Origin of the sequence: Bifidobacterium pullorum subsp. gallinarum, assembly GCF_000741215.1 — a bacterium.
In the GTDB taxonomy this organism is placed as follows: domain Bacteria; phylum Actinomycetota; class Actinomycetes; order Actinomycetales; family Bifidobacteriaceae; genus Bifidobacterium; species Bifidobacterium pullorum_B.
This window is the reverse complement of sequence record NZ_JGYX01000007.1, coordinates 1-25,198: the sequence shown is the minus strand read 5'-3', so window position 1 is coordinate 25,198 and position 25,198 is coordinate 1. Positions and strand designations below refer to the sequence as shown.

Sequence of the window (25,198 nt, the reverse complement as noted above, 5' to 3'; positions counted from 1 at the left end):
GGTATGTTCACCGAACTGACATTCGCGATTCTCAAGTATGGATTCCTGATCCTGCTGTGGGTGTTCGTCTGGCTGACGGTGCGTTCGCTGTACAAGGACATTGAAACGCTGAGCCCGCGCAAGTCGCGCGCACACCGCCGCAAGACCCGTCAGGCCCAGAAGGCGGCGGCCTCGCCGACCCCGGTGCCGACGCCCGCCACGCATGAGATGCCCGTCTCCCACGCCTCGCCGACCCTGCTGGTCATCATCGACGGACCGCTGGCCGGCACCTCCGTGCAGCTGAACGCCGGCGCCATCACGCTCGGACGGGCGGCGTCAAACTCCGTGGTGCTGGATGACGAGTTCGTCTCGTCCCATCATGCCCGGGTCTACCCCGATGCCGCGTCCGGCCAGTGGGCCATCGAGGATCTCGGCAGCACGAACGGCACCGTGGTCAACCAGCAGCGCATCTCGGCCCCGACCGTTCTCGCTCCCCGCGTTCCGGTACGCATCGGCGCCACCACCTTCGAATTGAGGTGACGATCTTGCCTTCCGATACTTCGCAATCGTTGTTCCTGTATTCCACGACCGTTTCGGATGTGGGCACGGTCCGCAGCAACAATCAGGACTCGTCGTTCGCCGGTGAGCATCTCGTGGCCATCTGCGACGGCATGGGAGGCCACGCCGGCGGCGACACGGCCTCCACGATTGCGATCCGTTCGCTGGCGCATATCGAACGCGACGACACCAAGCTGGACGTCCACTCCTGCGCCACGATGATGGAGACCTCGGTGCTGGCCGCGCACGACGCCATCGTCGGCAAGGCCAAACGCGAACGCAAACTGGCCGGCATGGGCACGACCGTCACGGCGGTCGCGCTGGTGGAGGGGTACTGGGTGCTCGCGCATATCGGCGACTCCCGCGCCTATCTGCTGCGCGACGGCCACCTGGTGCGTATGACCCAGGACCACAGCTACGTGCAGCATCTCATCAACACCGGCCGCATCACCGAGGCCGAGGCGCGCAACCATCCGCAGCGCAACGTGGTCATGCGCGTGCTCGGCGACTTCGACATCGACCCGAGGCCCGACATCGCCATCCGCAAGGCCCACGCGGCCGACCGCTGGTTGCTGTGCTCGGACGGCCTGAGCGGCGTGCTGGAGGATTCCACCATCCAGGAGATCCTGTCCACGGTCGCCGATCAGGGCGAATGCGCGCAACAGCTCGTGGCTATGGCGCTGCGGGCCGGCAGCACCGACAATGTGACCGCGGTGATCGCCGACGCCACGCTGGCGTTGGACGCCGACGCCTTCGACCTGCCGCATCAGACGCCGCTGGTGGGCGGGGCCGCCAGCGCCAGTCTGGAGCCGATCGCCGACATCATCAACGAACCGGTGTCCACCGCCCCCGCGCTGCGCAGCGGCAAAGATTCGCCGGCCCAGCGTGCGGCCGCGCTGACGCAGGAGGCGCATGAGGCCGCCGTGCAGCATACCGTGCAGCCGTCCACGGTCCGTGAGGAGACCGGGGACCTGCAGGAGCCCGATACCGGCGAAATCCCCGTGGTGCAGAAGCGCGACGGACGCCTGACCGCCGATCCGAACGATCCCGACGTGGCCAAGGCGATCCACCGTGAGCATGACAAGCGGGAGCGCATCTCCCGTGCCAAGGTGGTCCGCGCGCGCATACTCATCGCATTGGGTATCGTGGCGATGCTGATCGCGCTGGCCGGCGCCGCCGTGGGCGGGTATCTGTGGTCGCAGACCCAGTATTATCTCGGCGTCGCGGATGGCCAGATGGCCATCTATCAGGGCGTGCCCACCAACCTGTTCGGGCTGGAGCTCTCCCATCCAGTGGAACGCACCGGGCTGGACGTCGACGACCTGCCCGAGAACTGGCGGACGCAGCTGGACCGCGGCATTGTGTTCGACGATCTTGACGACGCCCGCGCCCACGCCGAACAGATCGAGCAGGAGAGCCGTGCGCTGGCGCAGCAGTCGCAGGACGATGGCGAGTCGTCCGAGGATGCCAAGACCAAGGACACCGACACCAAGGGCGACACGACCGACGACGCCAAGTCCGCCGATTCTAAGTCCAACGGCACTAAGACTTCCGAGCAACAGGACGGAGGCGAGCGATGATCGCCATCCGCTTCCGTCAAATCGCCCTGCTGCTGTTGGCCATGGCCATCAGCCTGCTCGCGTTCTTCCAGATGTTCGAACGCACCACCGGCTCGTTCCCCATGCAGTACACGCTGATGCTGGGCGCGGGCATGGTCCTGTACCTGGTGCTGTGGGGGCTGATGCTCCGCTTCCAGCCCTACGCCAGCCAGACCATCATGCCCTGCGTACTGCTGCTCACCGCCATCGGTACCGCAATGATCGCGCGCATCGACCAGGCGGCCGATACCGCGGTGGCGTTCCGTCAGCTGATCTGGATGTGCCTGGCGCTGGTGCTGTGCGGTCTGCTGGTGGTGTTCATGCGCGACTACCGCGTGCTGCGACGGTTCTCCTACGTGAGCATGGTGGTCGGCCTGGTGCTGCTGCTGTCTCCGATGATCCCCGGCCTGGGCATGGAGATCCAGGGCGCCCGCATCTGGATCAACATCTTCGGCCTGGGCACGATACAGCCGGGCGAGTTCGCCAAGCTGTTCCTGGCGTTCTTCTTCGCGGCGTACCTGTTCGACCACCGCGACCAGCTGGCGGTCGGCGGCAGGAAGTTCCTCGGGCTGCAGCTGCCCCGCATCAAGGACATGGGGCCGATCATCATCGTGTGGCTCGCGTCGATGGGCGTGCTGGTGCTGCAGCATGATCTGGGCACCTCGCTGATGTTCTTCGCCATGTTCGTCTCGATGCTGTACGTGGCCACGGGCCGCAAGAGCTGGATCATCATCGGCGTGATCGCCTTCGCGGCGGGCGCCGTGCTGGCCGCCCAGATCTTCGCCCATGTGGGCTACCGCGTCGATGCCTGGCTGCGACCCTTCGATCAGGAGATCTACGACCGGTACCCCGGCGGTTCGGCGCAGATCGTCAGCGGCCTGTTCGGACTGGCCTCGGGCGGACTGCTCGGCACCGGGCTGGGCCAGGGGCACCCCTCGCTGACCCCGCTGGCCAACTCCGACTTCATCTACGCCTCGCTCGGCGAGGAGCTGGGTCTGAGCGGCCTGCTGGCGGTGCTGATGCTGTACCTGCTGGTCATCGCCTCCGGGCTGATCACCGCCATGCGCATCAAGGACGGGTTCGGCAAGCTGCTGGCCTCCGGGCTGGTGTTCACGATGGCATTCCAGGTGTTCACCGTGGTCGGCGGCATCACGCTCGTCATCCCGCTGACCGGCCTGACCATGCCCTATATGGCCGCGGGCGGCTCCTCCCTGATCGCCAACTACCTGCTGGCCGCGCTGCTGATCGTCATTTCCAATGCGGCGAACAAGCCGGAGCCCGAGGTGAGCACCGACACCTTCCAGTACGAGGCGCTGGCCGTGCTGCGCGAACATGAGCTCAAGGAGCGCGAGGCCGCCACGCAGCCCATCGCCCGGCCGCGTTCGGCGACGGGAGGTGCGGCATGAACAAGGCCCTACGTCAGTTGTTCACCGCGGTCGTCGCGCTGTTCGTGGTCCTCGGACTGTCCACAACCATCATCACGGCCATCAAGGCCGATGATCTGAACGCGGATTCGCGCAACACGCGCATGCTGTACCACACCATCGGCGCGCCCCGTGGCGCGATCCTGGCCTCCGACGGCACCGTACTGGCCCAATCCGACCCGGTCAACGACCCATTCTCCTACCAGCGGACCTACAGCAACGGACCGGTCTACGCGCCCGTCACCGGATACTTCTCCATCACGCACGGCGTGGACCGCGGCATCGAGGCGTCGCGCAACGAACAGCTCAACGGCCAGGCCGATTCCCTGTTCTGGCAGCAGCTCAAGGACACCTTCACCGGCAACCAATCGCAGGGCGCGTCGGTGGAGACCTCCATCGACCCCACGCTGCAGCAGCTCGCCTACCAGCTCCTGGACGGCAAGGAGGGCGCCATCATAGCCAGCGATCCCAAAACCGGGCGCATCCTGGCCATGGCCAGCACCCCCAGCTACGATCCGAACCAGCTGGCCGTGCACGACGGCAACCAAGCCAACCAGGCCTACACCGACCTGGTTTCCCAGCCGACCAACCCCATGCTCAACCGGGCCACCTCCCAGCTGTTCCCGCCGGGTTCCACGTTCAAGGTCATCGTGGCCGCGGCGGCGCTCGAAACCGGTGACTACCAGCCCGACACGGAGATCCCCGCAGGCGCCAGCTACACGCTGCCCGGCACCAGCACCGACCTGACCAACGCCACGGCCGCCGGGAACGGCACCGATGGCAAGATCACGCTGCAGGACGCCCTGGCGCAATCGTCGAACACCGCCTTCGCCCAGCTCGGCGTTAGCCTCGGCGCGGATTCCATCCGGGACATGGCGGAGAATCTTGGCTACGACGACCAGATCCTCATCGACGGCTCCACTGCCACCGGCTCCCCCACCTACGCGGCGGCCTCCAGCTTCCCCGAGGACCCGACCGACGACCGGCTGGCCCTCGCCTCGATCGGTCAGGGAGACACGCTGTCCACGCCGCTGCAGAACCTGATGGTCGCCATGGCCGTGGCGAACGACGGCACGCTGATGGAACCCACCATCGTGGACCGCGTACGTGCCAGCGACCTGTCGGTGATCTCGGAAACCTACCCGCACAAGATGTCCGAGGCGTTCAGCGCCGACACCGCCAACAAGCTCACCCAGATGATGGAGCAGGTCATCCCGGCGGAGAACCCGTCACTGGCCATCGACGGCGTCAGCATCGCGGCCAAAACCGGCACGGCGCAGATCGGGGAGAGCAACGAGGCCAACGACGCGTGGATCATCGGGTTCGCCCCTGCGGACGACCCGCAGATCGCCGTCTCCGTGGTGGTGCACAACGTCAACGATTACGGTGCGCACGCCGCGGGGCCGCTGATGCGCGCGATGATGCAGGAGGCATTGAAGCAATGAAACTGATCGAAGGACAGCTCATCCATCGCCGATACCGCCTGGACAGCCGACTGGCCCAGGGCGGCATGGGCGAAGTGTGGAAGGGCTACGACATCCAGCTCGGCCGCCCGGTGGCCATCAAGGCGCTGCGGCGCGACACCTCCGACACTGAGGCCAAACTGCGCCGTCTGCGCGCGGAGGCCCACAACTCCGCCAATCTGGCACACCCGAACATCGCGGCGTTGTTCGAATACTACGAGCATGACGGCATCGGGTTCCTGATCATGGAATACGTGCCGAGCGCCTCGCTCGCCGACCTGTACCACGAGAGGGGCGCGATGGACCCGATCGAGCTGCTGCCGATCCTCGCGCAGACGGCGCGCGGCCTGTTCGTGGCCCATTCGCACGGCGTGATCCACCGCGACGTCAAGCCGGCGAACATCATGGTGTCGGATACCGGCGAGGTCAAGATCACCGATTTCGGCGTCTCCTACTCCACCAATCAGGAGCAGATCACCCAGGACGGCATGGTGGTCGGCACCGCGCAGTACATCTCCCCCGAACAGGCGCAGGGGCAGCAGGCCACCCCGCAGTCGGACATCTACTCGCTGGGCGTGGTGGCCTACGAGGGGCTGTGCGGGCACCGTCCGTTCACCGGGGCCACGCCGGTCGACATCGCGGCCGCGCATGTGAACAACCCGGTGCCGCCGCTGCCCGACTCCGTGGACCTGCAACTGCGGCAGTTCGTCATGTCGATGCTGGAGAAGGACCCGCGGGACCGCCCCGCGGACGCACTGGTGGTCGCACGCACGATGACCCGCATCGAGCGGCGGCTGCTCGACCAGCAGACCGAGGCGGCGGAAACCATGACGTTGCCGCCGAACAGCCGCATTCCGCGCCGGGTGTTCAGCGCCCCGCATGCGGCGGAAACCATCTTTCGCATGTCATCGACCACAGGCGCCTCGCCCGTGGCATCCATCATCAACAACTGGGCCGGCGGCCGTGACGCCGACGAGCCCGCACACCGGAGGGAACACGCATGAGCAGCATGATGCCCGACTCGCTGGCACAGGGGCGTTACCAGCTTGGTCAGTCCATCGGCCATGGGGGCATGGCCGAAGTCTATGTGGCGCTTGACACCCGCCTCGGTCGTACCGTGGCGGTCAAGGTCATGCGTGCCGATTTCGCCAACGACCAGATCTTCCTCTCCCGGTTCCGCCGCGAGGCGCATGCCGTGGCGCAGATGAACAACCCGAACATCGTGAGCATCTACGATTCGGGCGAGGAGGACATCCCCACCGCCAACGGCGGCACCGAACGCGTGCCCTACCTGGTGATGGAGTACGTCAAGGGCCAGACGCTGCGCGACATCATCAAGGTCAACGGGGCGCTGAGCCAGCGCGACGCCGAACAGGTGATGCTCGGCGTGCTGAACGCGCTGGAGTATTCGCACCGCATGGGCGTAATCCACCGCGATATCAAGCCCGGCAACATCATGATCTCCGAGCAGGGCGTGGTCAAGGTCATGGACTTCGGCATCGCCCGCGCCCTGGACGATTCCGCCGCCACGATGACCAAGTCGCAGGGCGTGGTCGGCACCGCGCAGTACCTCTCCCCGGAGCAGGCGCGCGGCGAGACCGTGGATATGCGCTCCGACCTGTATTCCGCCGGTTGCGTGCTCTATGAGATGCTGACCGGCCGGCCGCCGTTCACCGGCGACTCCGCGGTGGCGATCGCCTACCAGCACGTCTCCGAGGTGGCGACGCCGCCGAGCGCCGTGGTGCCGGGCCTGCCGAAGATGTGGGATTCGATCTGCGCCAAGGCGATGGCCAAGGACCGCCAGAACCGGTATGCCACAGCGGCCGAGTTCAAGAACGACCTGCTGACCTTCATGAACGGCGGCGTGCCGGTGGCGGCCGCGTTCAACCCGCTGACCGATCTGACCAATATGAAGGCGCGCCGGCAGGCCGAGCAGGATGCGGCCACGGTGGCGCTCAACCCGGCTGCCGAGGGGCAGGCCACGCAGGCGTTCAACCCGGTCACCGGCCAGTTCGAGCAGGTGACGCCGCAGACCGGCAAGACCCGGGCCGAGCAGCGCGCCGAGGCGGCCAAGGCCCGGCGCAAGCGCCAGATGATCATCGGCGGCGTGACTGCGGCGGTGGTGGCCGTGATCGCGATATTCTGCGTCTGGTGGTTCGCGCTGCGCACGCCGCCGGTCGAGATGGTCACGGTGCCCGAGCTGAGCGCCTCGCTGAACGAGACCGGCATCTGCCAGGCCATCGAGGACGCCGGGCTGGTCTGCAAGAAGGCCAAGGACACCGAATCCACAGAGAAGGAGGGCACGTTCACCCACGCCGATCCGGACAGCGGCACCTCGGTGCCCAAGGGGTCGACCGTGACCGTCTACTTCTCCGACGGCCCCGACTCCGCCGACGTGCCGGACGTGTCCAACCGCTCGCAGGATGAAGCCCGGCAGATGCTGGTGGACGCCGGGTTCAAGGTGGCGTCCGCCACGCGCACCGAGGACAGCCCCAAGGTCGAACAGGACCGCGTCACGCGCACCGACCCGGCCGCGGGCACCAGCGCTGACGAGGGCACATTGGTCACCCTGTACATCTCCTCGGGCAACACCACCGTTCCGGACGGTCTGGTGGGCCAGACCGAGGACCAGGTGCGGTCGATCCTGACCGGCGACTACAACTTCAGCATCACGCTGCAGTCCGAGTATTCCGACACCATCGCCGCAGGCTCGGTGACCCGCGTCGATCCCGGCTCCGGCTCGACCGTGGAGCAGCGCGCCAACATCAGCGTATGGGTCTCGCTGGGCAAGGAGCAGGTCACGGTGCCGACGTTCGCCACCGGGGATACGCTGGCCTCGGTGCGTCAGCAGCTGGAGGGGCTCGGGTTCGTGGTGAGCGTGAACGGCCCGGACGACGACACCGCCATTGTGACCGAGGTGTCCTCGATGGGGCAGCAGATCGGCAAGGGGTCCACGATCACCGTCACCACCAAGGCGTCATCGTCCACCGGCGACGATGACGACGACCCCGGCCACGGTCAGGGACAGGGACAGCCGTAACGGCGGCGCAGTAGCGGCGATACGTCGTTGCGGATATGCGTAGGGCCTCCCGCGTCACGCGTGCGGGAGGCCCTTGGTTTTGAGTGACAGGCCCGGCTTCACCCGCATCACGTATACGAGGAGGCCCTTCTTCGTTACGTGGCCGTGTAGCCGGACACGTCCGTTCATCCGGCTATACGGCCACGTAGTTCGACATGTCGCGCAGGAACGGGATGTTCGCAGCCAGCCACGGGTATCCCCATTCCAGCAGCGCACCGGCCGCCGCAACCGCCAGCAGCAGCACCAACAGCCACCGGATCGGCATCACACCGGGCTGGTGCCGCAGCAGCCAGCCGTAGAAGCTGACGTCGGGACGCGGGCGGACCCCTTCGCGGATCTCGCGCAGCACCGGCCAGCGCCAGGCCACGGCCGCCGCGATGAACAGCACCACGTAGGCAATCAGCGCCGCGATCACCACCGGCCGCATCGACCCCAGCCGTTCGATGGGTGTCGGCTGCTCCGTGTTGACGAAACGCACGGCACCCGACTCGTCGGTGGTCGTCAGTTCGGCGGGCACGCCGTCGGAGACCTTGGCCCAGTAATCGAATTCGCCGTAGCTAATCCACCGATGCGTGGCGGTGGTGTACTTCGGCTCGCAGGTGGTCAGCGTGATCATCCGCTTGGTGGGGGCGGCGCCGGGACTCTCCGGGTTCGCTGCAACGACCTCGGTGTGGTCCGGGGTCACGATCTCATACTCGGTGTAGTGGTACACGTACCAGTAATCCTGGGTGCGGATCACGATCGCGTCGCCCGGCTGCAGTTTGTCGACGTCGCCCAACGGTTGGCCGTAGCCGTTGCGATGGCCCGCCACGGCGAAGTTGCCGAGTTCCCCGGGCATCTGGCTGGTGGTGTAGCGCCCCATGCCATGCTTGTTCAGCTGTTCCAGCGTGGTGCCCTCCACGATGTTGCGCTCCCACTGGTCGCCGAAGCGGGGGATGTAGATCTGCGCGATCAGATCGCCCTCCGCGGCCTGCTCCGGCTGCACCGGCGGATCGCCTTCCTGCTTCGGGGCCACCTTGGTCTGTTCGCCGTCGGTGGCGGGGTTCTCCCACGCCACGGACTGCCGCGCCTCCACCTGCTCGTGCTCGGCCTGTACACCCGTCCACCACATCTGCCAGACGATGTACAACGCGCACACCGCCGCCAGCGTGAACAGGATCTCCATCAGTACGCCGAGCACATTCCAAACCACTCCGTGACGGCGCTTGCCGGCGACGGCCGCCGCCCCCCGATGTGATGCGTGTCTCATTGCTCAACTCCTTCGGTTTCCGTCGCTGTCGCATACTGCAGCGGCTGCAGCAGGGCGGCCGCCTCGTCAAATTGCAGGTCGTCCTTCGTCTCCACCTTCCAGCCCAACCCGAACGCGCCGACGTATTCGCGGTAGGTCCGCACCGCCTCCGACTCGTCCAGCGCCGCCAGCATCTTATCCACCGGGCCGATCGCCGACACCGTGTACGGCGGGGAGTACTGCTTGCCCTGCAACAGCAGCACGTTGCCGGAGCAGATCACCGCCGAGCTGAACAGCACACGCTGGTCCTGGATCATCATCGACTCGGCACCGCCCGCCCACAAGGCGTTGACCACGGCTTCGATATCCTGCTGATGCACCACATAATCGTTGATATTGGTGGCCGAACCGGAACTGTCCACAGCCGTTTCCCATAACGGCGAGTCATCGAGCGTCACCGTGACCCCCGGACCGTGCACGGCGGGCAGCGTGGTGCCGGAACCGGCCTCCTCGGAGCTGGAGGACGGGGTTCCCACCAGATCATTCAACGCGGTCAGGCGCGAGCTCAGATCGTCGACTTCGGCACGCAGCGCATCGGCCTGCTCCACACGCTGCTCAACCAGATCGGCGGTATCCGCCGTCACCAGCGTGGTCCGGTTCACCCGCAGATTGGTCATCAGCAGGTAGCCGGTCAGCGCCACAACAAGGAATACGGCCACTCCCCCGGCCCAAGAGCGCCGGGCACCGTGTCTGCCCCCATGCCGTGCCATATGTCCTCCAGCCCAAGGTTTTCGTACGCCTGTTGGCCGCTTTCGAGTCTACCCACTATTATGACTTTTAGCCTATTGAATGGAGACTATGCTGATGGCTGACGAAGAGTTGCACGAAACCAACGCGCACGACCAGGAAGACTGGCAGGACCAGGTCGAGACCACCGACGAAGCCGCCGAGGTTGCCGACGCTTCGGCAGCGGACAAGACCGCTGACGAGGACGAGGACTACGGCATTCCGATGGACAAGGTGGAGGCCGTGCTCAACGCCACCGCCGACAAGGCTTCGCTGACCCCGCAGATGCAGCGGATGATGCAGCGTCAGGCGGAGAACACCCGCCGCGTGGAGGAGTCCATCAAGGGCACCAAGTCCAACCCGCGCTGGTTCGTGCCGCTGTTCTGCGCATTCATGATCATCGGCCTGATCTGGGCCGTGGTCTACTACCTGACCGGCAACTACCCGATTCCGGGCATCGACGCGTGGAATCTGGCCATTGCGCTGGGCATCATCCTCATCGGGTTCCTGATGACGATGTGGTGGCGCTAAACGCCGTTGTCCGCCCCTGTTAGCCGGGGCGGTATTGCGTGAGGGCCGGTGTCTTCGGACGCCGGCCCTCACGCGTATTGCCGGAGTGTCTCGACCGGCTATCCTCATCTCAGCCGAAGAATCCGTGGCTGGAGGCGCGACCACGGTCCATCTGCCGCTGCGCGTCGATGTACGCCTGACGCAGCTCCGGGTCGCTTTCCTCCTGTGCGTGCTTATCCATCCGCCGACGCAGGCTGAACCCCCACGATACGGCGACGCATAGCACCACCACAACAATGACGATTACGATCTCCATCGCGCCCCCTCCCGAAGAACATTGCATACACGCAGCCCGATACACGCTGCAGGTTCCACGCTAGTGCCAGTCCGCCCACGGGAATGGGCATAACATCCACATACCGGAACGCTCACGTTGCGAACACCCCGGAATGGAATGCGAGAAAGAAACCTAATATATATACCGGTATGAATCTCATGAGGGGCGGGCAATATCGTGAAAGTTCCAAGCACACGGACTGATTGCACATGGCACACCACACGTGTGGTCGATCGTCCCGAAGCGGAACCTGATTGGAGCGCCAGATGAACGTGCAGCAGCATGGCGGGGTCAGCGCACAGGGACTGTGGAGGACACGAGGGTACCCGACATGGTTCACGGCGGACACCGCCACGGCGGTTGGCGTCGCACTGCGCATCCTTGCCATAACCCTGCTCGGCTACCACATCTCCGGTTCCACGGTCACCGCCGGATGGATCGGGTCGGCCTCGATGGTCGCCCAGCAGGTGTGCAGCGTATTCGGGGGCACGTTCGTTGACCGCCACAGCCGTCGGACCCTGATCATCGTCAACGCCTTGGCCGGCGTGCTCTGCTGGGGAACGGTCTTCGTCCTGCTCGGTCTCAATCTCATGTCGGTGCCGACGCTGCTGGTGATCTCCACGGCGTCCTCGGCGATCAACGGTTTTCTGGGCAGCGCCACGGACGCCGCGCTGAAGGAGATCATCGCCATCACGGACTATCCCAAGGCGCGTAGCCTCAACGAAGGACGTGACGCGATGGTGAATATGTCCGGCAGTCCCATCAGCGGCTTCCTGTACGGGATATACCCGTGGCTGCCGTTTCTGCTGTCCGCCCTCGCGTATGCCATAGCCGGCGTGGCCGCCACACGGCTCCCGAAACACGAAGCGCCTCACGATGAAGCCGGCAACAGCTTCATCCGCGCATTCACGGAGGGATGGAGCTGGACGTTCCGCAAACCCCTGCTCGTCATCAGCGTCGCCGCCATCAGCGTGCTGAATTTCGGCATCAACGGCATCCAATACGCCATCCAGCTGCATCTGGCCTCAGCAGGCACAAACGCCACCTACATCGGATTCATCAGCACCGGCGTGTTTCTTTCCATGTTCGTCGGCGCATTGGTGTCCAGCCGGCTCAGCACACGGGCACCGGTCGGTCTCACCACCTGTAGCGCGTTCGCATTCGTCTGCATCGCCATGTTGCCGATGGTGTTCACCCACAACTATTGGGGGATTCTGATCAGCAACTCCGTGGCATGCTTCCCATTCCCGATCGTCAACGCTTTGCTTCTGGGATTCATCTTCGCCAAGGCACCCGAATCGATGCAGGGCAGGGTCTCGGTGGCGCTGACCGTACCGTGCAACATCCTGACGGCGTTCTGCAGCGCCGCTGCGGGAAGTCTGCTGGCACGGTGGGGGTTCTCCGTCGCCGTCATCGTCTTTCTGACGCTGATGGCATTGAGCGCCATCGCGATATGGGTCTATCCACCGATCAGACGCATCCCCAAGGCGAGCGACTGGGATAAGATCTCGTTATAAGCCGGCCGTGCCCGGTTGGAGGCGCCGCTACCGTTGCAGCCGGGGCGGCACCACTGATTTCATGTGCGTACGCAGTGAGACACCACCATCCTGAGGCGTGCCACGCAGAGACCAGAAGAACCGATATATGTAGCGTTTTTCATTCGATTGAGTATTTTTGCTCAGTCATTGAGTATTTTTACTCAACAACTGAGCAAAAATACTCACTGTGCCTTCGATAAGCAGACTGCGATAAACAACACCGGTGTAGTTTTCCACAATCTGTGGATATCCATGTGGATAAGTTGGGGATAGTGTGGGTATAACCGGTGGATAATGCCCCAAGTTATCCACAAAGTTATACACAAATCCACCAATACCAACGGTCTCACCGTGTGGAGAAGTGTGGACAGAGTTATCCACAATCCACCATGTTCCGTTGTGTGCATGTGGGTGCAGTATGGCCACCAATAACCCGTGGCGGTGCGTCAGCCATTTCATCATGTACATGTGAGCGCCGCTCACGCTCACGTCTACAGTCGCGCGTCTATCAGCGTTCCGTCATGTACATGTGGATGCCGCGCATGCCGCCCACATGACGCCGATACAATACTTGTCGTGGAAATCAGCCAACAAACCCGTGAATTCATCCGCAGCCATCGCACGGACGATGTGCGGGATCTCGCGTTGCACGCCAAGCGCACACCGGATCTCGATCTGCCGTGGGCGCTGGATCAGATCGCGGGTTGGCAGACGGCCCGCACCAAACTGCCCCAATGGGCGGATACCGACGGCATCATCTACCCTCCCCACCTGTCGATGGAGCAATGTTCATCGGAGCCGACCGCCCGGTACAAAGCCGAACTGGCGACGCGGCTCATGGCGTCGGACGGAGCCCCCGCGCAGTCCGACATCGCAGCACATGCCCAGTCCGAACAATCCGACGAACCCCACGACACCACGGTATCCACGACGACCGCCGACACTGCCGCCCCCGACGTCGCCTCCGCCGCCCCACGTCGTGGCCGACTGATTGACCTGACCGGCGGGTTCGGCGTCGACTTCTCCACCATGGCGCGGAACTTCGCCCAAGCCGTGTACGTGGAGCGGCAACCGGACCTGTGCGACATCGCCCGTCACAACCTTGATCTGCTGGGACTGGGCGACGCACAGGTCGTCAACGCCGACGCCGCCTCGTTCCTGGCGACGGCGGACCGCGCGGACATCATCGTCATCGATCCCGCACGGAGGGACGAGCACGGCGGCCGCACGTTCGCCATCGCCGACTGCACGCCCGACATTCTGGGCATGCTGGACCTGCTGACCGCCAAGGCCGGGCATGTGCTGGTCAAGCTATCCCCGATGCTGGACTGGCACAAGGCCGTGGAAGATTGCCGCGGCACGGTGCGGGAGGTTCACATCGTTGCGGTGGCGAACGAGTGCAAGGAGCTGCTGCTGGTGCTGCGCGGGCAGCCCGATGCGGTGCCCGTCGAGGATGCGCCGGTGACGGTCCACTGCGTCAACATCACCGCACGGGGCACGGAGCGGTTCACGGTTGCGGCGGATGCGACCGGAGTGCACTCCGTCGGTACCGCCCGGCATTCGGACGGCGCTGCAACCGGCACAACGAATATCGAATCGGCCAATGACGGTGAAGCCCTCGCCGGTTCCGCGGATGGCGCTGCAACCGGTGTCACGGCTGGCGGAACGGTCGCGGAAGACAGTTCGACCACCGATGCGGATGGCGATCCGGTGAGCCACGCGGATGATGGGCTGCCGTTCCGGTATCTGTACGAGCCGAACGCGGCGATTATGAAGGCCGGATGCTTCGCCGCCCTGTCGTCGGCGTTCGGGGTGCCGCAGCTGGCGCCGAACAGTCACCTATTCGTTTCGGATACGCCGGTGGAGGGGTTCCCGGGGCGAGCGTTCCGGGTGGACGCAATCATGACGATGGGCAAGAAGGACCTCAAGCGCGGACTGTCCGGGCTGACGCACGCCAACATCGCCACGCGCAACTTCCCGATGTCGGTCAGCCAGCTGCGCGGCAGACTCAAACTTCAAGACGGCGGAGACGCCTACCTGTTCGCCACCACCGACCGCGACGACAGACGCATCATCATCCGCGCCACACACCTGTGATCAGCCGCGTCCGCCGAGCCGCCGGCTACTTCGTCGGCTGCATAACGTACGCAGCCAACCGTGACCGCCGCGCCGTCAACCGATTCCCGGCCCTCAACCTGCATGCGGCGAATCCCGCATCCGCAAGCCGGCGTCCCGCACCAGTATGATGCGGGACGCCAGGGTTCATCAGAACAGCCGGAGCATCCAGCCGATGGGGTTGCCCAGATCGCACAGCAGGATCACCACCACCATCAGCACGAACACGGCCGCGCCATACACCGCCGAACGGTAGGCCAGGCTCTTGCCGCGCAGCGCATGCAGGCCGGAGACCAGCAGCCAGGTGAACAGCGCTCCGACCAGAAAGCCGCCCACATGCGCCTGCCAGGCCACGTTGCGGACCACCACCGGCATCAGGAAGTTGATGACCATCCACACCAGCATGGAGGTGATGTCCGCCCCCACACGGCGGTAGACGACCAGCACCGCCGCGAACAGACCGAACAGCGCGCCGGAGGCGCCGTAGGCGGCCGTGAACCATCCGGCCTGGCCCGGAGCCAGCGCGCCCCACAGCATCATGCCCATGCCGCCGCCGATGCCGGAGAGCATGTACAGCGCCAGGAACGGCCAATGCCCCATCAGACGTTCCAGCAGCGGGCCCACCGACCACAGCGTCAGCATGTTGAACAGGATGTGCAGGATCGAGGTCGGCTGGTGCAGGAACATCGAGGTGATGAACGTCCATGGACGGCTCACGGCCAGCATCGGCTGGATCGCGCCGAAGTTCACCAGCGCGTTCAACGCGGACGGCGACACGATCGACAACAGCAGTTCGATCAGCCAGATGGCGATGCAGATGATCGCGATCGCCGCACAGAATACCGGGCCATTGTCACGCCAATGGTAGCGGATCGCACGTTTGGAGAATATGTCGCGCAGGGTCGGCGACTCGGGGAACAGACTGAAACGACGGTATGCCATGGCATCCACTCTAGCGGGCGGTCGGATTACCGTTCCGCCGCCGCCACACCGGCGCCGCATTGCGGAAATCCACCCAATCGTTACAAACCTCGCCGTATGATGGATAGCAGAGTTGGCTTGGATGAGCAGGCCACATGTACGGAAAGGAGGCCGCTATGGAGCGTAAGTCGTCCAGCGGTTGGAAGTTCTTCGCGTTGCTGTTCGGTGCATTGCTTGCCGCAGTCGTCGGCCTGTACATCTACAAGCAGCAGAATCCGGATTATGATCCGTGGGAGGAACCGTGGGAGAACAGCTCCTCGCCCGTTGATCTGGGCCTGGCCAAGGAAGCCGCCACCGAGACGCCGGCTGTCGAGGCCGAGGAAGCCGAAGCCGAGGAGACTCCGGAAGAGGCCTGATCGGGGTTCCATCCGCAATATGGACTTGATAAGGTCCGTCCCTTCACAGGGGCGGACCTTTTCGTTGTGTCCGGAACCGCCCAGCGGCAATACGGCACGATATAAGTTGGGACCCGCACCTGCTGGTGCGGGCCCCGTTGCAGTTCAACGCTCAGTGAGCGGACACTTCGTCAGTCGGCGAGCGGGCCGGTGTGCCAGATGCGCTCGAGGTAATCCTCAATCGAGCGGTCCGAGCTGAAGTAGCCGGAGTTCGCCACGTTGATGAGGGCCTTGCGGTGCCATTCGAGCGGGGTGCGGTACAGGGCCTCGATGTCGGACTGGATGGCGGTGTAGGAGTCGAAGTCGGCCAGGGTCATGAAGTAATCCTTGGTCAGCCAGTCGGCAACGAGCGGCGCGAAGGTGTTGCGGTCGCCGTTGGAGAAGGTGCCGTTGGAGATCATGTCGATGGCCTGCTTCAGGCGCGGGTTGGCCTCGTAGTAGGCGGCCGGACCGTAGCCCTTGGCGTAGAGCTCCTCCACCTCGTCCACGGTCATGCCGAAGAGGAAGAAGTTCTCGGCGCCGACGCGTTCGCGGATCTCCACGTTCGCGCCGTCGAGCGTACCGACGGTCAGCGCGCCGTTGAGGGCGAACTTCATGTTGCCGGTGCCGGAGGCCTCCTTGCCGGCCTGCGAGATCTGCTCGTCCAGGTCGGTGGCCGGGATCAGGTGCTGGGCCAGACGCACGTTGTAGTTCCACGGGAAGAACACGTTGAGCTTGCCCTTGACGTCCGGATCGTTGTTGACCACGCGGGCCACGTTGTTGATCAGCTGGATCGTCAGCTTGGCCATGTAGTAGCCCGGGGCGGACTTGGCGCCGAAGATCACGGTGCGCGGCATGACATCGTCGGCGGACATGTTGCCGTTCTTGATGTCCGCGTAGCGGGCGATCAGGGCCAGGATCTTCAGGCTCTGACGCTTGTACTCGTGCAGACGCTTGATCATGGAGTTGAACATGGTGTCCGGGTTCATGTCGAAGCCGTACTGACGCTTGGCGTAGTTGGCGAAGCTCACCTTGTTGGCGTGCTTGACCTCGGCGAACTTCTTGACGAACTCGTCATCCTGCGCCAGCGGTTCGAGGCCCTTGAGCAGCTCCAGGTCGCTCAGCCACTTGTCGGTGCCCAGGCCTTCGGTGATCAGGTCGGACAGGCGCGGGTTGGCCAGCTTGATGAAGCGGCGGGGGGTCACGCCGTTGGTCACGTTCGTGAACTTCTCGCCGTACAGGTCGGAGAAGTCCTTGAGCGTGATGTCCTTGAGCAGCTGCGAGTGCAGCTCGGCCACGCCGTTGACGTGCGAGCCGCCGGCCACAGCCAGGTAGGCCATGCGCACCTGCGGGTCGTCACCCTCGGTGACGATGCGCATGCGCTCGATCTTGGCCTTGTCGCGGGTCTTGCCGGCGATCTCGTTCAGGAAGTGGTCGTTGATCTGGTAGATGATCTCCAGATGACGCGGCAGCAGCTCGCCGATCAGGTTGGCCGGCCACACCTCAAGCGCCTCCGGCAGCAGCGTGTGGCAGGTGTAGTTGAACGTGCGGGTGGTGATGTCCCACGCGGTATCCCAGTCGTAGCCGTACTCGTCGATCAGCACGCGCATGAGCTCCGGGATGCCGATGACCGGGTGCGTGTCGTTGAGCTGGAAGGTGATCTTGTCCGGGAAGGTGGTCAGGTCCGGCTTGTCCTGGCCCGGGTAGAACACGCGGATTGCGTCGTGGATGGACGCGGACACGAAGAAGTACTGCTGCTGCAGGCGCAGACGCTTGCCCTGCGGCGTGGAATCCTCCGGGTACAGGATCTTGGAGATGTTCTCGGCATCGACCTGCGGGCGGACGGCGTTGAGATAGTCGGAACGGTTGAAGGTGAGCAGGTCGAACTCGTCGTAGCTCTTGGCGGTCCACAGGCGCAGCGTGTTCACACGGCCCGAGGCGTAGCCCGGCACCATGTAGTCGACCGGCACGGCGCGCACGCAGGTGGCCGGGTGCCACACGCGCTTGCCGTCCTCATCGGCCACGTAGCCGCCGAAGTCCACGCGCTGCGAACGGTTGTAGTCCACATGGCCCCACGGCTCCTCGTTGGCCAGCCAGTACTCCGGGTTCTCGATCTGCTGGCCCTGCTCGTTGAAGGACTGCTTGAAGATGCCGTACTGGTACTGGATGCCGTAGCCGAATGCCGGCACGCCCAGCGAGGCCAGCGAGTCGATGAAACAGGCGGCCAGACGACCCAGGCCACCGTTGCCGAGCGCGGGCTCGTACTCGGCGTCGACGACGTCCTGGTAATCGAAGCCGAGCTGCTCGACGGCCTCGTCGAACTGCTCGGTCAGGCCTGCGTTGAGCAGCGCGTTGCGCAGCTGCTTGCCCATCAGGAACTCGGCGCTCAGGTAACCGACGGCCTTGGTGTTGCCGTTGACCATGTCCTGCTGCGTCTTCATCCAGGAATCCATGAGATGACGGCGCACTGCGGTGGAGGCGGCGACGTACACGTCGGCCGGCGTGGCCTGCTCAACGGTCACGCCCTGCGTGTACTTGAGCTGCTCGCGGATCTCATCCGCGAACTCCGCAGTCGTGATGGGGGACTTCGGTGCGGTAATTTCAGTCATTATCTGACTCCCTCTGACGGATAACACTCCGAGAAACATTATGCCTTGAGTCAGCCCGCTCCGTCCTTCCGCAACATGAACGGCGCATGACTTCTTGCATACGTTTTCATCCCCGAGCCTATCACGACCCCTACTGAAAAAACGACGACCCGAAACCCGCCCGAACCGCCTCCATTGCCGCCAAAACAAGGGATGTGGCGGGTGTTATCGCTCACACTCTACCCGATATGGCGAGATTCCAGATTGGATAGAATCCGAAAGCCCGAAACATTTCAATGGGCGTCAACGGTCATCAGCCCGAGGGACAATGGCTCGCATGGCAGTGATACGGGAACAGGATCTGGACAAGGGACGGGCGGCGTTCGCCCAGTGGCGCGACGCAGCGGAGAGCATGCTCGACGGCGCGGGGACGCAGGCATCAGCGACGGCGTTCCGGCTCGCATTGAAACCGAACCTGCCGCGCCCAGTATGGGCGATGGCGGTGCGCTATTCGCTGCACCTGCTGGAACGCAAGGCGCCCGGCCCCGGCGTGGAGGTGCGCGTGGCCCCGTGGGGCGCGATCAAGATCCTCGACGGCCCGGCCTCCGACCCGCATAACCTGACCCCGCCCGACGTCATCGAACTCGACCCGGAGGTATGGCTGCGCCTGGCCACAGGCGTCACCACATGGGATGAGGAGAAGACGGCCGGACGCATCAGCGCCGTCGGCGAACGCGACGACCTGAGCGACCTGCTGCCGCTGACGTAAGGGAGGAGATACCAACTACTTGCCGGCGGCGGGCTTCGGCTTGAGCGCGCTCGGCATCGGCATCGGGATGGGACGCGGCTTCGGCACGGCCTTCACCGCGGGCATCTCTCCGCTTGTGGCCTTGGCGGCGGCTTCGGCGGCCCACTTGGCGTACTCGTCCAGATCGTCGTCAACCGGTGCGGGGGGTTCCCCGTCGTACGCATCATCGGCATCGTCGTCCACATCATGGACGTACTGGACTTCCTCATGGGAGAACGGGTCGACCGAACCGGTGCCCGGCTCCTGCGCACTGAGCTCCTTGGCGAGCTCGTCGTAATCGGTGTCAGTGGTCAGATACTTGAGCTTTCGGGCTATCTTCTGCTGTTTTGCCTTCTGTCGTCCGCGGCCCATCTGACCCCCTGAGGATTACTGTGTGTTCAATTCATCACATTAGAGCGTACCACTAGTTTTCCCCTTTCGTTGTCGGCTCAGCCTTTTACGATGAAAAACAGCCGAAAACCGGACTATTGCAAGGGATGCGAAGATGACGAACGAGACAGTGGAACCCGAGATCACCGCGGCCGGCAATGAGGTGAGCGCCAGCTTCCTCGCCGCCAAGAAGCGTTCGGATGAGACGATGGCCGCATTGGAGGCCAACCCGGGCAAGTTCACGATGCTGACCGGCGACCGACCGACCGGACGTCTGCACCTGGGCCACTACTTCGGTTCGATCCGCGAGCGCGTGGCCATGCAGGAGCGCGGTGTGAACACGAACATCATCATCGCGGACTATCAGGTCATCACCGACCGCGACACCACCGAACACATCGACGACAACGTGCTCAACCTGGTGCTTGACTACATGGCCGCCGGCATCGACCCGACCAAGACCATGATCTTCACGCATTCCGCGGTGCCGGCCGAGAACCAGCTCATGCTGCCGTTCCTCTCGCTGGTCACCGAGGCGGAACTGCACCGCAACCCGACCGTCAAGTCGGAGATGGAGGCCTCGGGCCACGCGCTGACCGGCCTGCTGCTGACCTACCCGGTGCATCAGGCATGCGACATCCTGTTCTGTAAGGCCAACGTGGTGCCGATCGGCAAGGACAACCTGCCGCATGTGGAGATCACCCGCACCATCGCCCGCCGGTTCAACGAGCGTTACGCCAAGAAGCATCCGGTGTTCCCGGAGCCGGCCGCCATCCTGTCCGAGGCACCGGAGATCCCGGGTCTGGACGGCCGCAAGATGAGCAAGTCGTACGGCAACTCGATCATGTTGGGTGCCACCGCCGAGGAGACGGCCAAGCTGATCAAGAAGAGCCCGACCGATTCCGAGCGCCGCATCACCTTCGACCCGATCAACCGTCCGCAGGTCTCCGCACTGCTGACCACCGCAGGTCTGGTGACCGGCCGCGACCCGCAGGAAATCGCCGAGGAGATCGACGATGCCGGCGCCGGCGCGCTGAAGAAGTACGTCACGGAATCGGTCAACGAGTTCCTGGCCCCGCACCGCGAGCGCCGCGTCGAGCTGGCCAAGGATATGGACGCGATCCGCGACATCCTGCATGACGGCAACAAGCGCGCGAACGCAATCGCCGAGGAGACCCTTGACGAGGTGCGCGCCGCCATGGGCATGAAGTACTGATATCCCCGCTTCATTCGGCAGCCGTGCCGTGAAACCGTACACAAGTGCAATATGACTGGTCGCCGCAACGTATCCCGTTGCGGCGACATCGTTGCTGCCCCACAAATGAGAGAAGCGTATCGCCAGCGCAGTTGATATCAGGCTGCGTCATTACTATTGAGTCAGATATCAACCTTCCACGCATCCAAGTCGCGGATACGGTCGAGATCATGGGTGGCCACGATGACGGTCTTCCCACTCCCCGCCAGTCGGGTCAGCAACGAGAAAACCAGATCGGCGTTATGCTCGTCCAGCTCGCTCGTCGGCTCATCAAACAGATACAGACTCCGGTCGAGGATCATCGCGCCGTACACGGCCAGCAGCCGACGTTCCCCGCCTGACAATGCATCAACGATGCTGTAACGTAACCCGTGCAATCGTTGCGATAGCGCATCGTACTCTCGGACAGCCGCCCCGGCGTGCAGCCGGTATAGTGCCAGCATCTCCTCAACATGGATACCATCCAAGAAGGCCGGATGCTGCATCTGATAGGCAACACACTCGGCCGGCGGCAGACCTGCAGTATGCACATCTGCCGCGTTCGCCTCGGCGCCTGCCAATATGTTGAGCAGTGAGGTCTTGCCCGCACCATTGTCGCCCACAAGAATATTCAGGCGATGATCCGCAAAGACAAACGTGTCATCATCAAAAACAATGTGGTCGCGGAAAGCCAAGTTACAATGCTCCAGTTTCATGGTCCCTCCCTGAATACCATGGCTCTTTTGTTCACTGCGTCGGCAGCATCCTGGAATTCACGAATCTGACAGCAGTTCCGCCGATTGCGCAGTACAGCAGCGCTCCCAGCGCTAGAGCGGCAATCAATGCAATTGGAATCGCCATGTCATGCGCCCCCATGTATGCCATTGCATAGGTCTGCAATGCGTAGCGCATGGGATTGCAAACGGTCAGTATTGCATTCATACCCGAACCGCCGCCAATCCCTCCTGCGGTGCACCACATCGCCAGCAGCAGCATGGAACCCCACACTGAAATGGTCGTAATGGAAAACCTGGGAATCAGGAACAGTACGGCAACACATGACAGTAACGCGACGAGCCACATCGTCGCCCCGATCAACAGCACCGCATCAAGCCCGGAGCAATAACCGGTAGCGCTGCAAAATATCGCGAAGATAGCGCCACTTGCCGAGGTTTGAGCAGCGCCGGCAAGTACGGCGGCGAACAACGGCTCGCACCGTGCCCCGCACATATAAGACACCTGCACCAATACACCGGATTCCCGTATCTGCGCCCAGCGAAGAATCAGATTGTTCAATATGCCCGTTACCACAACATAGCTTTCAAAGAACATCGCTGCCTCGGCACCTGACTCAGGGCTGACTGGGGCCCGTAACCCGTACGTCACCGCGAACAACACAATCGGCACTGCCAGTGTCAGTGTCCAAGGCACCAAGTGTCTCATTTGCGAGCGAAGGAAAACGAACGATACTGTGCATGTCTTTCTTAGCACATTGCCTCCTGCTGCTGCGTCTTGTGGCCATTGCCGCTCATAAGTTTTGAGGCTTTCGCGCACGCGGACCAGCCATTGCCCGCCCACGGCAGGCATTTGTCTTACATACCGGATAAGGCTGTTCTCATGACGAGAACGACTATTGCCGTGGGGGTTGTGGACAACGATCGACTTTCGTTGGAGATGCTGAAACGCATTGTCCTGCAGCAGCCGATTTTCACCCTCAAGTGGGCTGTGTCAGACTCAGCCGTGGCGATTCAATCCTGCCTGGATACGGCGAGCCGTCCCGATGTGCTTCTGACCGATATGGCGCTTGATGGCATGAGCGGTGCGGAACTGTGCAAACTCGTACACCAGATGGCCCCCTCGGTACGGTTTGTCGGCATCACGGCGTTCCCCCAAACGCCGACGTCATCTTCCGCTGCACAGCGTCCGTTCGGCATCGTAGCCAAGGACAACTTCCGGGCGATACCGGCAGCCATCGTGAACGCGATGCGCCCGATCCCCGACCAAGCCGGCAGCAATGGCGACAGTGGCGACAATGCCAAGGGCGACGTCAACGCCGAGACGCATACTCGCGTCACAGTCCCGGCCACGCCGCGATTATCCAGAAGAGAATTGGAGACCCTACGGTATTACGCACAAGGTCTGAGCACCAACGACATCACCGACCTCATGCAGACATCCAAGGGAACGCTCCGGTCGTACGAAGAACGCGCCCTTGCCAAGCTTCATGCCCGGAATCGAACCGAGGCCGTGGCCATCTGCGAACGGCTTCACCTGTTCGGGTGATCGCCGATGCATAAACGTCTCGCTTCCCTCAAACAGCGCGTATCCGCGCGAACGTCGCTGTTCCTGCTCGCGACGTTACCCCTGCTGTTATATGTCGCCATTCGTCATGCCGAGATGAGTGGCACAGCCATCGTCGTTTCCATCCTGATCTGCGTGTTCGCTGTACTGCTGGGTATGTACGGTCCTCACGTGACCTGGATCCTCATTGCAATCGCCGGCATCGCAATGATCGCCAGGATTCCCCTACCGGACTACGCCTCGATTCCGATTATCGCCGGTATCGCCTATCTAGCGGTGGCTTCCTTCCGGAGGGGAATCGCCGCGGGCATCGCATTACTCACATTGAATTGTCTCGCAGACTGGATCAACACCGGTCGTGTCGATTACACCCGAGCCCAATCGGTCCTCGCTGCCATCTGCATCGCACTGCTCATCGAGGAGGTCTGGCACCGCCAACTCGCTAACAGTCAGCGGGAGCATCAGAAGGAACTGCAACAGCAGCATGCCCGCAATGCCAGAATCGCATCCCAACTGCATAACTCGGTATGCAACGATCTGGTCTATATCTCATACGTCGCGCAGAGCCAAGCTTCGTCATCCAAGGGGGAGATTGCCCGAGTCGCCCAAGACGCATTGGAGAAGACCCGTACCGCCATCCGGCTGCTCGACAGCGCAACGCCCGCCGACTCCCAGCCCGCCACAGACACAATGCGGTCTCCACGTTCCGCCGCGCCCGACGCCGACAATGCGGCATGTCTGGCACGGGTGGAAGCCTGCTGCCGCCAATACGACCGACAGTTGCACGAACTCGGGTTCCAGGGAACCAGCAGCATCCACCACGGACCTGATGCCATCCTCGGCGAGCAGCAAGCCGACCTGCTCAACGAACTCGTACCGGAGCTATACGGCAATATCATGAAATACGGGGACCCACAGCGCGGATACTTCCTGCACATCACCATTGATGATCACATCGCCGTCACCGCGGTGAACGGCATCGACGGCGCATCCACACATCCGCAAGATGCCTCGCTCCACACCGGCCTCAAACGCATCAGACAACAAATTTCCGATGCCCAAGGGGATATCGAGGTACAGCACACCGATTCACAGTGGATCGTCCGTATCCGAATCCCCAATGCTGCGGATTCGGTGATTGATCGATGAACGGGCACGAGACGCACTGCTGTGTGCTGCAGTATGCATTGGGTTGCTGATTCGCAACCAAACACATACTGCAACGCACACTCATCCTCCCGTGCCAGCACGGAAGCGCACGCTCGCCGTCAGCCTGCGAAGATAATCTCCCTGCCCACTGATGTGGCGTTCTTTATATAAAGAATCAACCGATTTCATCAATGATTGTAGAATCATTGACCAATGATGCAATAAAGAATGAAATCTATGCACAAAAGAGTGAAATCTATGCATGCAATCATGCAATAAAAGAATGGAATGCAACGATTTCCTTCAAATCGCGGTTGTGCCCGAAGTCTTGCGCAAAAGCGGTCTGGCCCGTTGCCGGGTCGGTTTCAGTCGGTTGACTGCATGGTGTCACCGAGCCGGGACATGTCCAGGTAGCGGCGCGTGGACCATTGGTTGGCGGTGACGTAGCGGATGCGCGCGCAGACGAGCATGAGCGCGCTCCTGCCGTCGGGGAACGAGCCGACCACGCGCGTCCTGCGGCGGATCTCCCGGTTGAGCCGTTCGATCATGTTGTTCGTGCGGATCCGCCGCCGGTGCTCGACGGGATACTCGTCGAGCAGGTAGGTGGTCGCCTCGCCGACGCCCTCCCTGAGGCATGAGGCCGCGGCCTTCAATCCCGTGGATTCCATCTGCGCGGCCACGCATTCGGCCTTCTCCAACGCGGATTCCCGGGATTCCATGGCGAATATGGCCTTGAGCGCCGACGCGGCCCATGCCATGTGTTTGTGGCTGACCCTGGA

At 63.3% G+C, this 25,198-nt stretch carries 24 protein-coding genes; 14 read left to right on the top strand and 10 right to left on the bottom strand.

The window, feature by feature from the left end; translation table 11 throughout:
- Positions 1-3: 3 nt before the first annotated feature.
- The 6 genes from BIGA_RS07995 to pknB are packed head-to-tail and all read left to right on the top strand — an operon-like array spanning position 4 to position 8,062.
- On the top strand, positions 4-519 hold the full coding sequence (locus tag BIGA_RS07995) for an FHA domain-containing protein FhaB/FipA (RefSeq protein ID WP_033506922.1): 516 nt from the start codon (positions 4-6) through the stop codon (positions 517-519).
- A 5-nt stretch (positions 520-524) separates the two neighbouring features.
- Positions 525-2,117 carry a BofC C-terminal domain-containing protein gene (locus BIGA_RS07990; RefSeq protein ID WP_033506993.1) on the top strand — a complete coding sequence of 531 codons (1,593 nt, stop codon included), beginning with the start codon at positions 525-527 and terminating at the stop codon, positions 2,115-2,117.
- Positions 2,114-3,541 carry an FtsW/RodA/SpoVE family cell cycle protein gene (locus tag BIGA_RS07985; protein ID WP_033506924.1) on the top strand — a complete coding sequence of 476 codons (1,428 nt, stop codon included), beginning with the start codon at positions 2,114-2,116 and terminating at the stop codon, positions 3,539-3,541. The genes BIGA_RS07990 and BIGA_RS07985 overlap by 4 nt, the downstream gene beginning before the upstream one ends.
- A complete protein-coding gene (locus tag BIGA_RS07980; RefSeq protein WP_033506926.1) occupies positions 3,538-5,004 on the top strand; it encodes a peptidoglycan D,D-transpeptidase FtsI family protein in 1,467 nt (488 codons plus the stop codon). Before BIGA_RS07985 ends, BIGA_RS07980 begins: the two co-directional genes overlap by 4 nt.
- Positions 5,001-6,026 (top strand): serine/threonine-protein kinase, encoded by a 1,026-nt coding sequence (locus BIGA_RS07975; protein WP_081885352.1) that lies wholly within the window; start codon positions 5,001-5,003, stop codon positions 6,024-6,026. The genes BIGA_RS07980 and BIGA_RS07975 overlap by 4 nt, the downstream gene beginning before the upstream one ends.
- Entirely contained in the window at positions 6,023-8,062 is a 2,040-nt protein-coding gene (gene pknB / locus BIGA_RS07970; protein WP_033506928.1) for a Stk1 family PASTA domain-containing Ser/Thr kinase, read from the top strand. Before BIGA_RS07975 ends, pknB begins: the two co-directional genes overlap by 4 nt.
- A gap of 172 nt (positions 8,063-8,234) precedes the next feature.
- Here pknB and BIGA_RS07965 read toward each other — a convergent pair whose 3' ends face one another.
- Positions 8,235-9,350 (bottom strand): class E sortase, encoded by a 1,116-nt coding sequence (locus BIGA_RS07965; RefSeq protein ID WP_033506930.1) that lies wholly within the window; start codon positions 9,348-9,350, stop codon positions 8,235-8,237.
- Entirely contained in the window at positions 9,347-10,099 is a 753-nt protein-coding gene (locus tag BIGA_RS07960; RefSeq protein ID WP_033506932.1) for a DUF881 domain-containing protein, read from the bottom strand. Before BIGA_RS07960 ends, BIGA_RS07965 begins: the two co-directional genes overlap by 4 nt.
- Before the next feature lie 94 nt (positions 10,100-10,193).
- Between BIGA_RS07960 and crgA the strand changes: the two genes are divergently transcribed.
- Positions 10,194-10,646, top strand: a complete 453-nt coding sequence (crgA, locus tag BIGA_RS07955; RefSeq protein ID WP_394295748.1) for a cell division protein CrgA — start codon at positions 10,194-10,196, stop codon at positions 10,644-10,646.
- A 109-nt stretch (positions 10,647-10,755) separates the two neighbouring features.
- Here the strand turns inward: crgA and BIGA_RS07950 are convergent, their stop codons facing one another.
- Positions 10,756-10,941 (bottom strand): hypothetical protein, encoded by a 186-nt coding sequence (locus BIGA_RS07950; RefSeq protein ID WP_033506936.1) that lies wholly within the window; start codon positions 10,939-10,941, stop codon positions 10,756-10,758.
- Positions 10,942-11,228: 287 nt separating this feature from the next.
- On the opposite strand from BIGA_RS07950, the gene BIGA_RS07945 reads away from it, so the two are divergent.
- Positions 11,229-12,479, top strand: a complete 1,251-nt coding sequence (locus BIGA_RS07945) for an MFS transporter (RefSeq protein WP_033506938.1) — start codon at positions 11,229-11,231, stop codon at positions 12,477-12,479.
- A gap of 165 nt (positions 12,480-12,644) precedes the next feature.
- On the opposite strand, the gene BIGA_RS09560 is transcribed toward BIGA_RS07945, so the two are convergent.
- Complete coding sequence (locus BIGA_RS09560) at positions 12,645-12,989, bottom strand: hypothetical protein (RefSeq protein WP_152595999.1); 345 nt, start codon at positions 12,987-12,989, stop codon at positions 12,645-12,647.
- An 87-nt stretch (positions 12,990-13,076) separates the two neighbouring features.
- Between BIGA_RS09560 and BIGA_RS07940 the strand changes: the two genes are divergently transcribed.
- Entirely contained in the window at positions 13,077-14,597 is a 1,521-nt protein-coding gene (locus BIGA_RS07940) for a class I SAM-dependent methyltransferase (RefSeq protein ID WP_033506940.1), read from the top strand.
- 168 nt (positions 14,598-14,765) lie between these two features.
- Here the strand turns inward: BIGA_RS07940 and BIGA_RS07935 are convergent, their stop codons facing one another.
- Positions 14,766-15,557: a rhomboid family intramembrane serine protease gene (locus BIGA_RS07935; RefSeq protein WP_033506941.1), complete on the bottom strand. Its 792-nt coding sequence runs from the start codon at positions 15,555-15,557 to the stop codon at positions 14,766-14,768.
- A 155-nt stretch (positions 15,558-15,712) separates the two neighbouring features.
- On the opposite strand from BIGA_RS07935, the gene BIGA_RS07930 reads away from it, so the two are divergent.
- Positions 15,713-15,952: a hypothetical protein gene (locus tag BIGA_RS07930; protein ID WP_033506943.1), complete on the top strand. Its 240-nt coding sequence runs from the start codon at positions 15,713-15,715 to the stop codon at positions 15,950-15,952.
- A gap of 170 nt (positions 15,953-16,122) precedes the next feature.
- Here BIGA_RS07930 and BIGA_RS07925 read toward each other — a convergent pair whose 3' ends face one another.
- Entirely contained in the window at positions 16,123-18,579 is a 2,457-nt protein-coding gene (locus BIGA_RS07925; protein WP_033506945.1) for a glycogen/starch/alpha-glucan phosphorylase, read from the bottom strand.
- A 316-nt stretch (positions 18,580-18,895) separates the two neighbouring features.
- On the opposite strand from BIGA_RS07925, the gene BIGA_RS07920 reads away from it, so the two are divergent.
- Positions 18,896-19,327 carry a sterol carrier family protein gene (locus BIGA_RS07920; RefSeq protein WP_033506947.1) on the top strand — a complete coding sequence of 144 codons (432 nt, stop codon included), beginning with the start codon at positions 18,896-18,898 and terminating at the stop codon, positions 19,325-19,327.
- Positions 19,328-19,342: 15 nt separating this feature from the next.
- Here BIGA_RS07920 and BIGA_RS07915 read toward each other — a convergent pair whose 3' ends face one another.
- Positions 19,343-19,717, bottom strand: a complete 375-nt coding sequence (locus BIGA_RS07915) for a DUF3073 domain-containing protein (protein ID WP_033506949.1) — start codon at positions 19,715-19,717, stop codon at positions 19,343-19,345.
- Between the two features lie 133 nt (positions 19,718-19,850).
- Between BIGA_RS07915 and trpS the strand changes: the two genes are divergently transcribed.
- Positions 19,851-20,951 (top strand): tryptophan--tRNA ligase, encoded by a 1,101-nt coding sequence (trpS, locus tag BIGA_RS07910; RefSeq protein ID WP_033506951.1) that lies wholly within the window; start codon positions 19,851-19,853, stop codon positions 20,949-20,951.
- Between the two features lie 161 nt (positions 20,952-21,112).
- Here trpS and BIGA_RS07905 read toward each other — a convergent pair whose 3' ends face one another.
- Entirely contained in the window at positions 21,113-21,685 is a 573-nt protein-coding gene (locus BIGA_RS07905) for an ATP-binding cassette domain-containing protein (protein WP_033506953.1), read from the bottom strand.
- 31 nt (positions 21,686-21,716) lie between these two features.
- The gene (locus BIGA_RS07900) at positions 21,717-22,400 is read right to left on the bottom strand and encodes a hypothetical protein (RefSeq protein WP_152596000.1); all 684 of its coding nucleotides are present in this window, start codon (positions 22,398-22,400) and stop codon (positions 21,717-21,719) included.
- Positions 22,401-22,586: 186 nt separating this feature from the next.
- Here BIGA_RS07900 and BIGA_RS07895 point away from each other — a divergent pair, with 186 nt between their 5' ends.
- Both BIGA_RS07895 and BIGA_RS07890 read left to right on the top strand, forming a co-directional pair.
- Positions 22,587-23,252 (top strand): response regulator transcription factor, encoded by a 666-nt coding sequence (locus BIGA_RS07895; protein WP_033506957.1) that lies wholly within the window; start codon positions 22,587-22,589, stop codon positions 23,250-23,252.
- 6 nt (positions 23,253-23,258) lie between these two features.
- Positions 23,259-24,419: a sensor histidine kinase gene (locus BIGA_RS07890; RefSeq protein ID WP_033506959.1), complete on the top strand. Its 1,161-nt coding sequence runs from the start codon at positions 23,259-23,261 to the stop codon at positions 24,417-24,419.
- 365 nt (positions 24,420-24,784) lie between these two features.
- Here BIGA_RS07890 and BIGA_RS07885 read toward each other — a convergent pair.
- Positions 24,785-25,198 (bottom strand): transposase (locus BIGA_RS07885; RefSeq protein ID WP_034259938.1); only part of this gene is annotated, 414 nt, incomplete at its 5' end.

Excerpts from the sequence above, each read along its gene's own strand:
- BIGA_RS07995 (WP_033506922.1), top strand. The coding sequence starts at position 4 with ATGTTCACCGAACTGACATTCGCGATTCTCAAGTATGGATTCCTGATC.
- BIGA_RS07985 (WP_033506924.1), top strand. The coding sequence starts at position 2,114 with ATGATCGCCATCCGCTTCCGTCAAATCGCCCTGCTGCTGTTGGCCATG.
- BIGA_RS07980 (WP_033506926.1), top strand. The coding sequence starts at position 3,538 with ATGAACAAGGCCCTACGTCAGTTGTTCACCGCGGTCGTCGCGCTGTTC.
- BIGA_RS07975 (WP_081885352.1), top strand. The coding sequence starts at position 5,001 with ATGAAACTGATCGAAGGACAGCTCATCCATCGCCGATACCGCCTGGAC.
- pknB (WP_033506928.1), top strand. The coding sequence starts at position 6,023 with ATGAGCAGCATGATGCCCGACTCGCTGGCACAGGGGCGTTACCAGCTT.
- BIGA_RS07965 (WP_033506930.1), bottom strand. The coding sequence starts at position 9,350 with ATGAGACACGCATCACATCGGGGGGCGGCGGCCGTCGCCGGCAAGCGC.
- BIGA_RS07960 (WP_033506932.1), bottom strand. The coding sequence starts at position 10,099 with ATGGCACGGCATGGGGGCAGACACGGTGCCCGGCGCTCTTGGGCCGGG.
- crgA (WP_394295748.1), top strand. The coding sequence starts at position 10,194 with ATGGCTGACGAAGAGTTGCACGAAACCAACGCGCACGACCAGGAAGAC.
- BIGA_RS07950 (WP_033506936.1), bottom strand. The coding sequence starts at position 10,941 with ATGGAGATCGTAATCGTCATTGTTGTGGTGGTGCTATGCGTCGCCGTA.
- BIGA_RS07945 (WP_033506938.1), top strand. The coding sequence starts at position 11,229 with ATGAACGTGCAGCAGCATGGCGGGGTCAGCGCACAGGGACTGTGGAGG.
- BIGA_RS07935 (WP_033506941.1), bottom strand. The coding sequence starts at position 15,557 with ATGGCATACCGTCGTTTCAGTCTGTTCCCCGAGTCGCCGACCCTGCGC.
- BIGA_RS07930 (WP_033506943.1), top strand. The coding sequence starts at position 15,713 with ATGGAGCGTAAGTCGTCCAGCGGTTGGAAGTTCTTCGCGTTGCTGTTC.
- BIGA_RS07925 (WP_033506945.1), bottom strand. The coding sequence starts at position 18,579 with ATGACTGAAATTACCGCACCGAAGTCCCCCATCACGACTGCGGAGTTC.
- BIGA_RS07920 (WP_033506947.1), top strand. The coding sequence starts at position 18,896 with ATGGCAGTGATACGGGAACAGGATCTGGACAAGGGACGGGCGGCGTTC.
- BIGA_RS07915 (WP_033506949.1), bottom strand. The coding sequence starts at position 19,717 with ATGGGCCGCGGACGACAGAAGGCAAAACAGCAGAAGATAGCCCGAAAG.
- trpS (WP_033506951.1), top strand. The coding sequence starts at position 19,851 with ATGACGAACGAGACAGTGGAACCCGAGATCACCGCGGCCGGCAATGAG.
- BIGA_RS07905 (WP_033506953.1), bottom strand. The coding sequence starts at position 21,685 with ATGAAACTGGAGCATTGTAACTTGGCTTTCCGCGACCACATTGTTTTT.
- BIGA_RS07895 (WP_033506957.1), top strand. The coding sequence starts at position 22,587 with ATGACGAGAACGACTATTGCCGTGGGGGTTGTGGACAACGATCGACTT.
- BIGA_RS07890 (WP_033506959.1), top strand. The coding sequence starts at position 23,259 with ATGCATAAACGTCTCGCTTCCCTCAAACAGCGCGTATCCGCGCGAACG.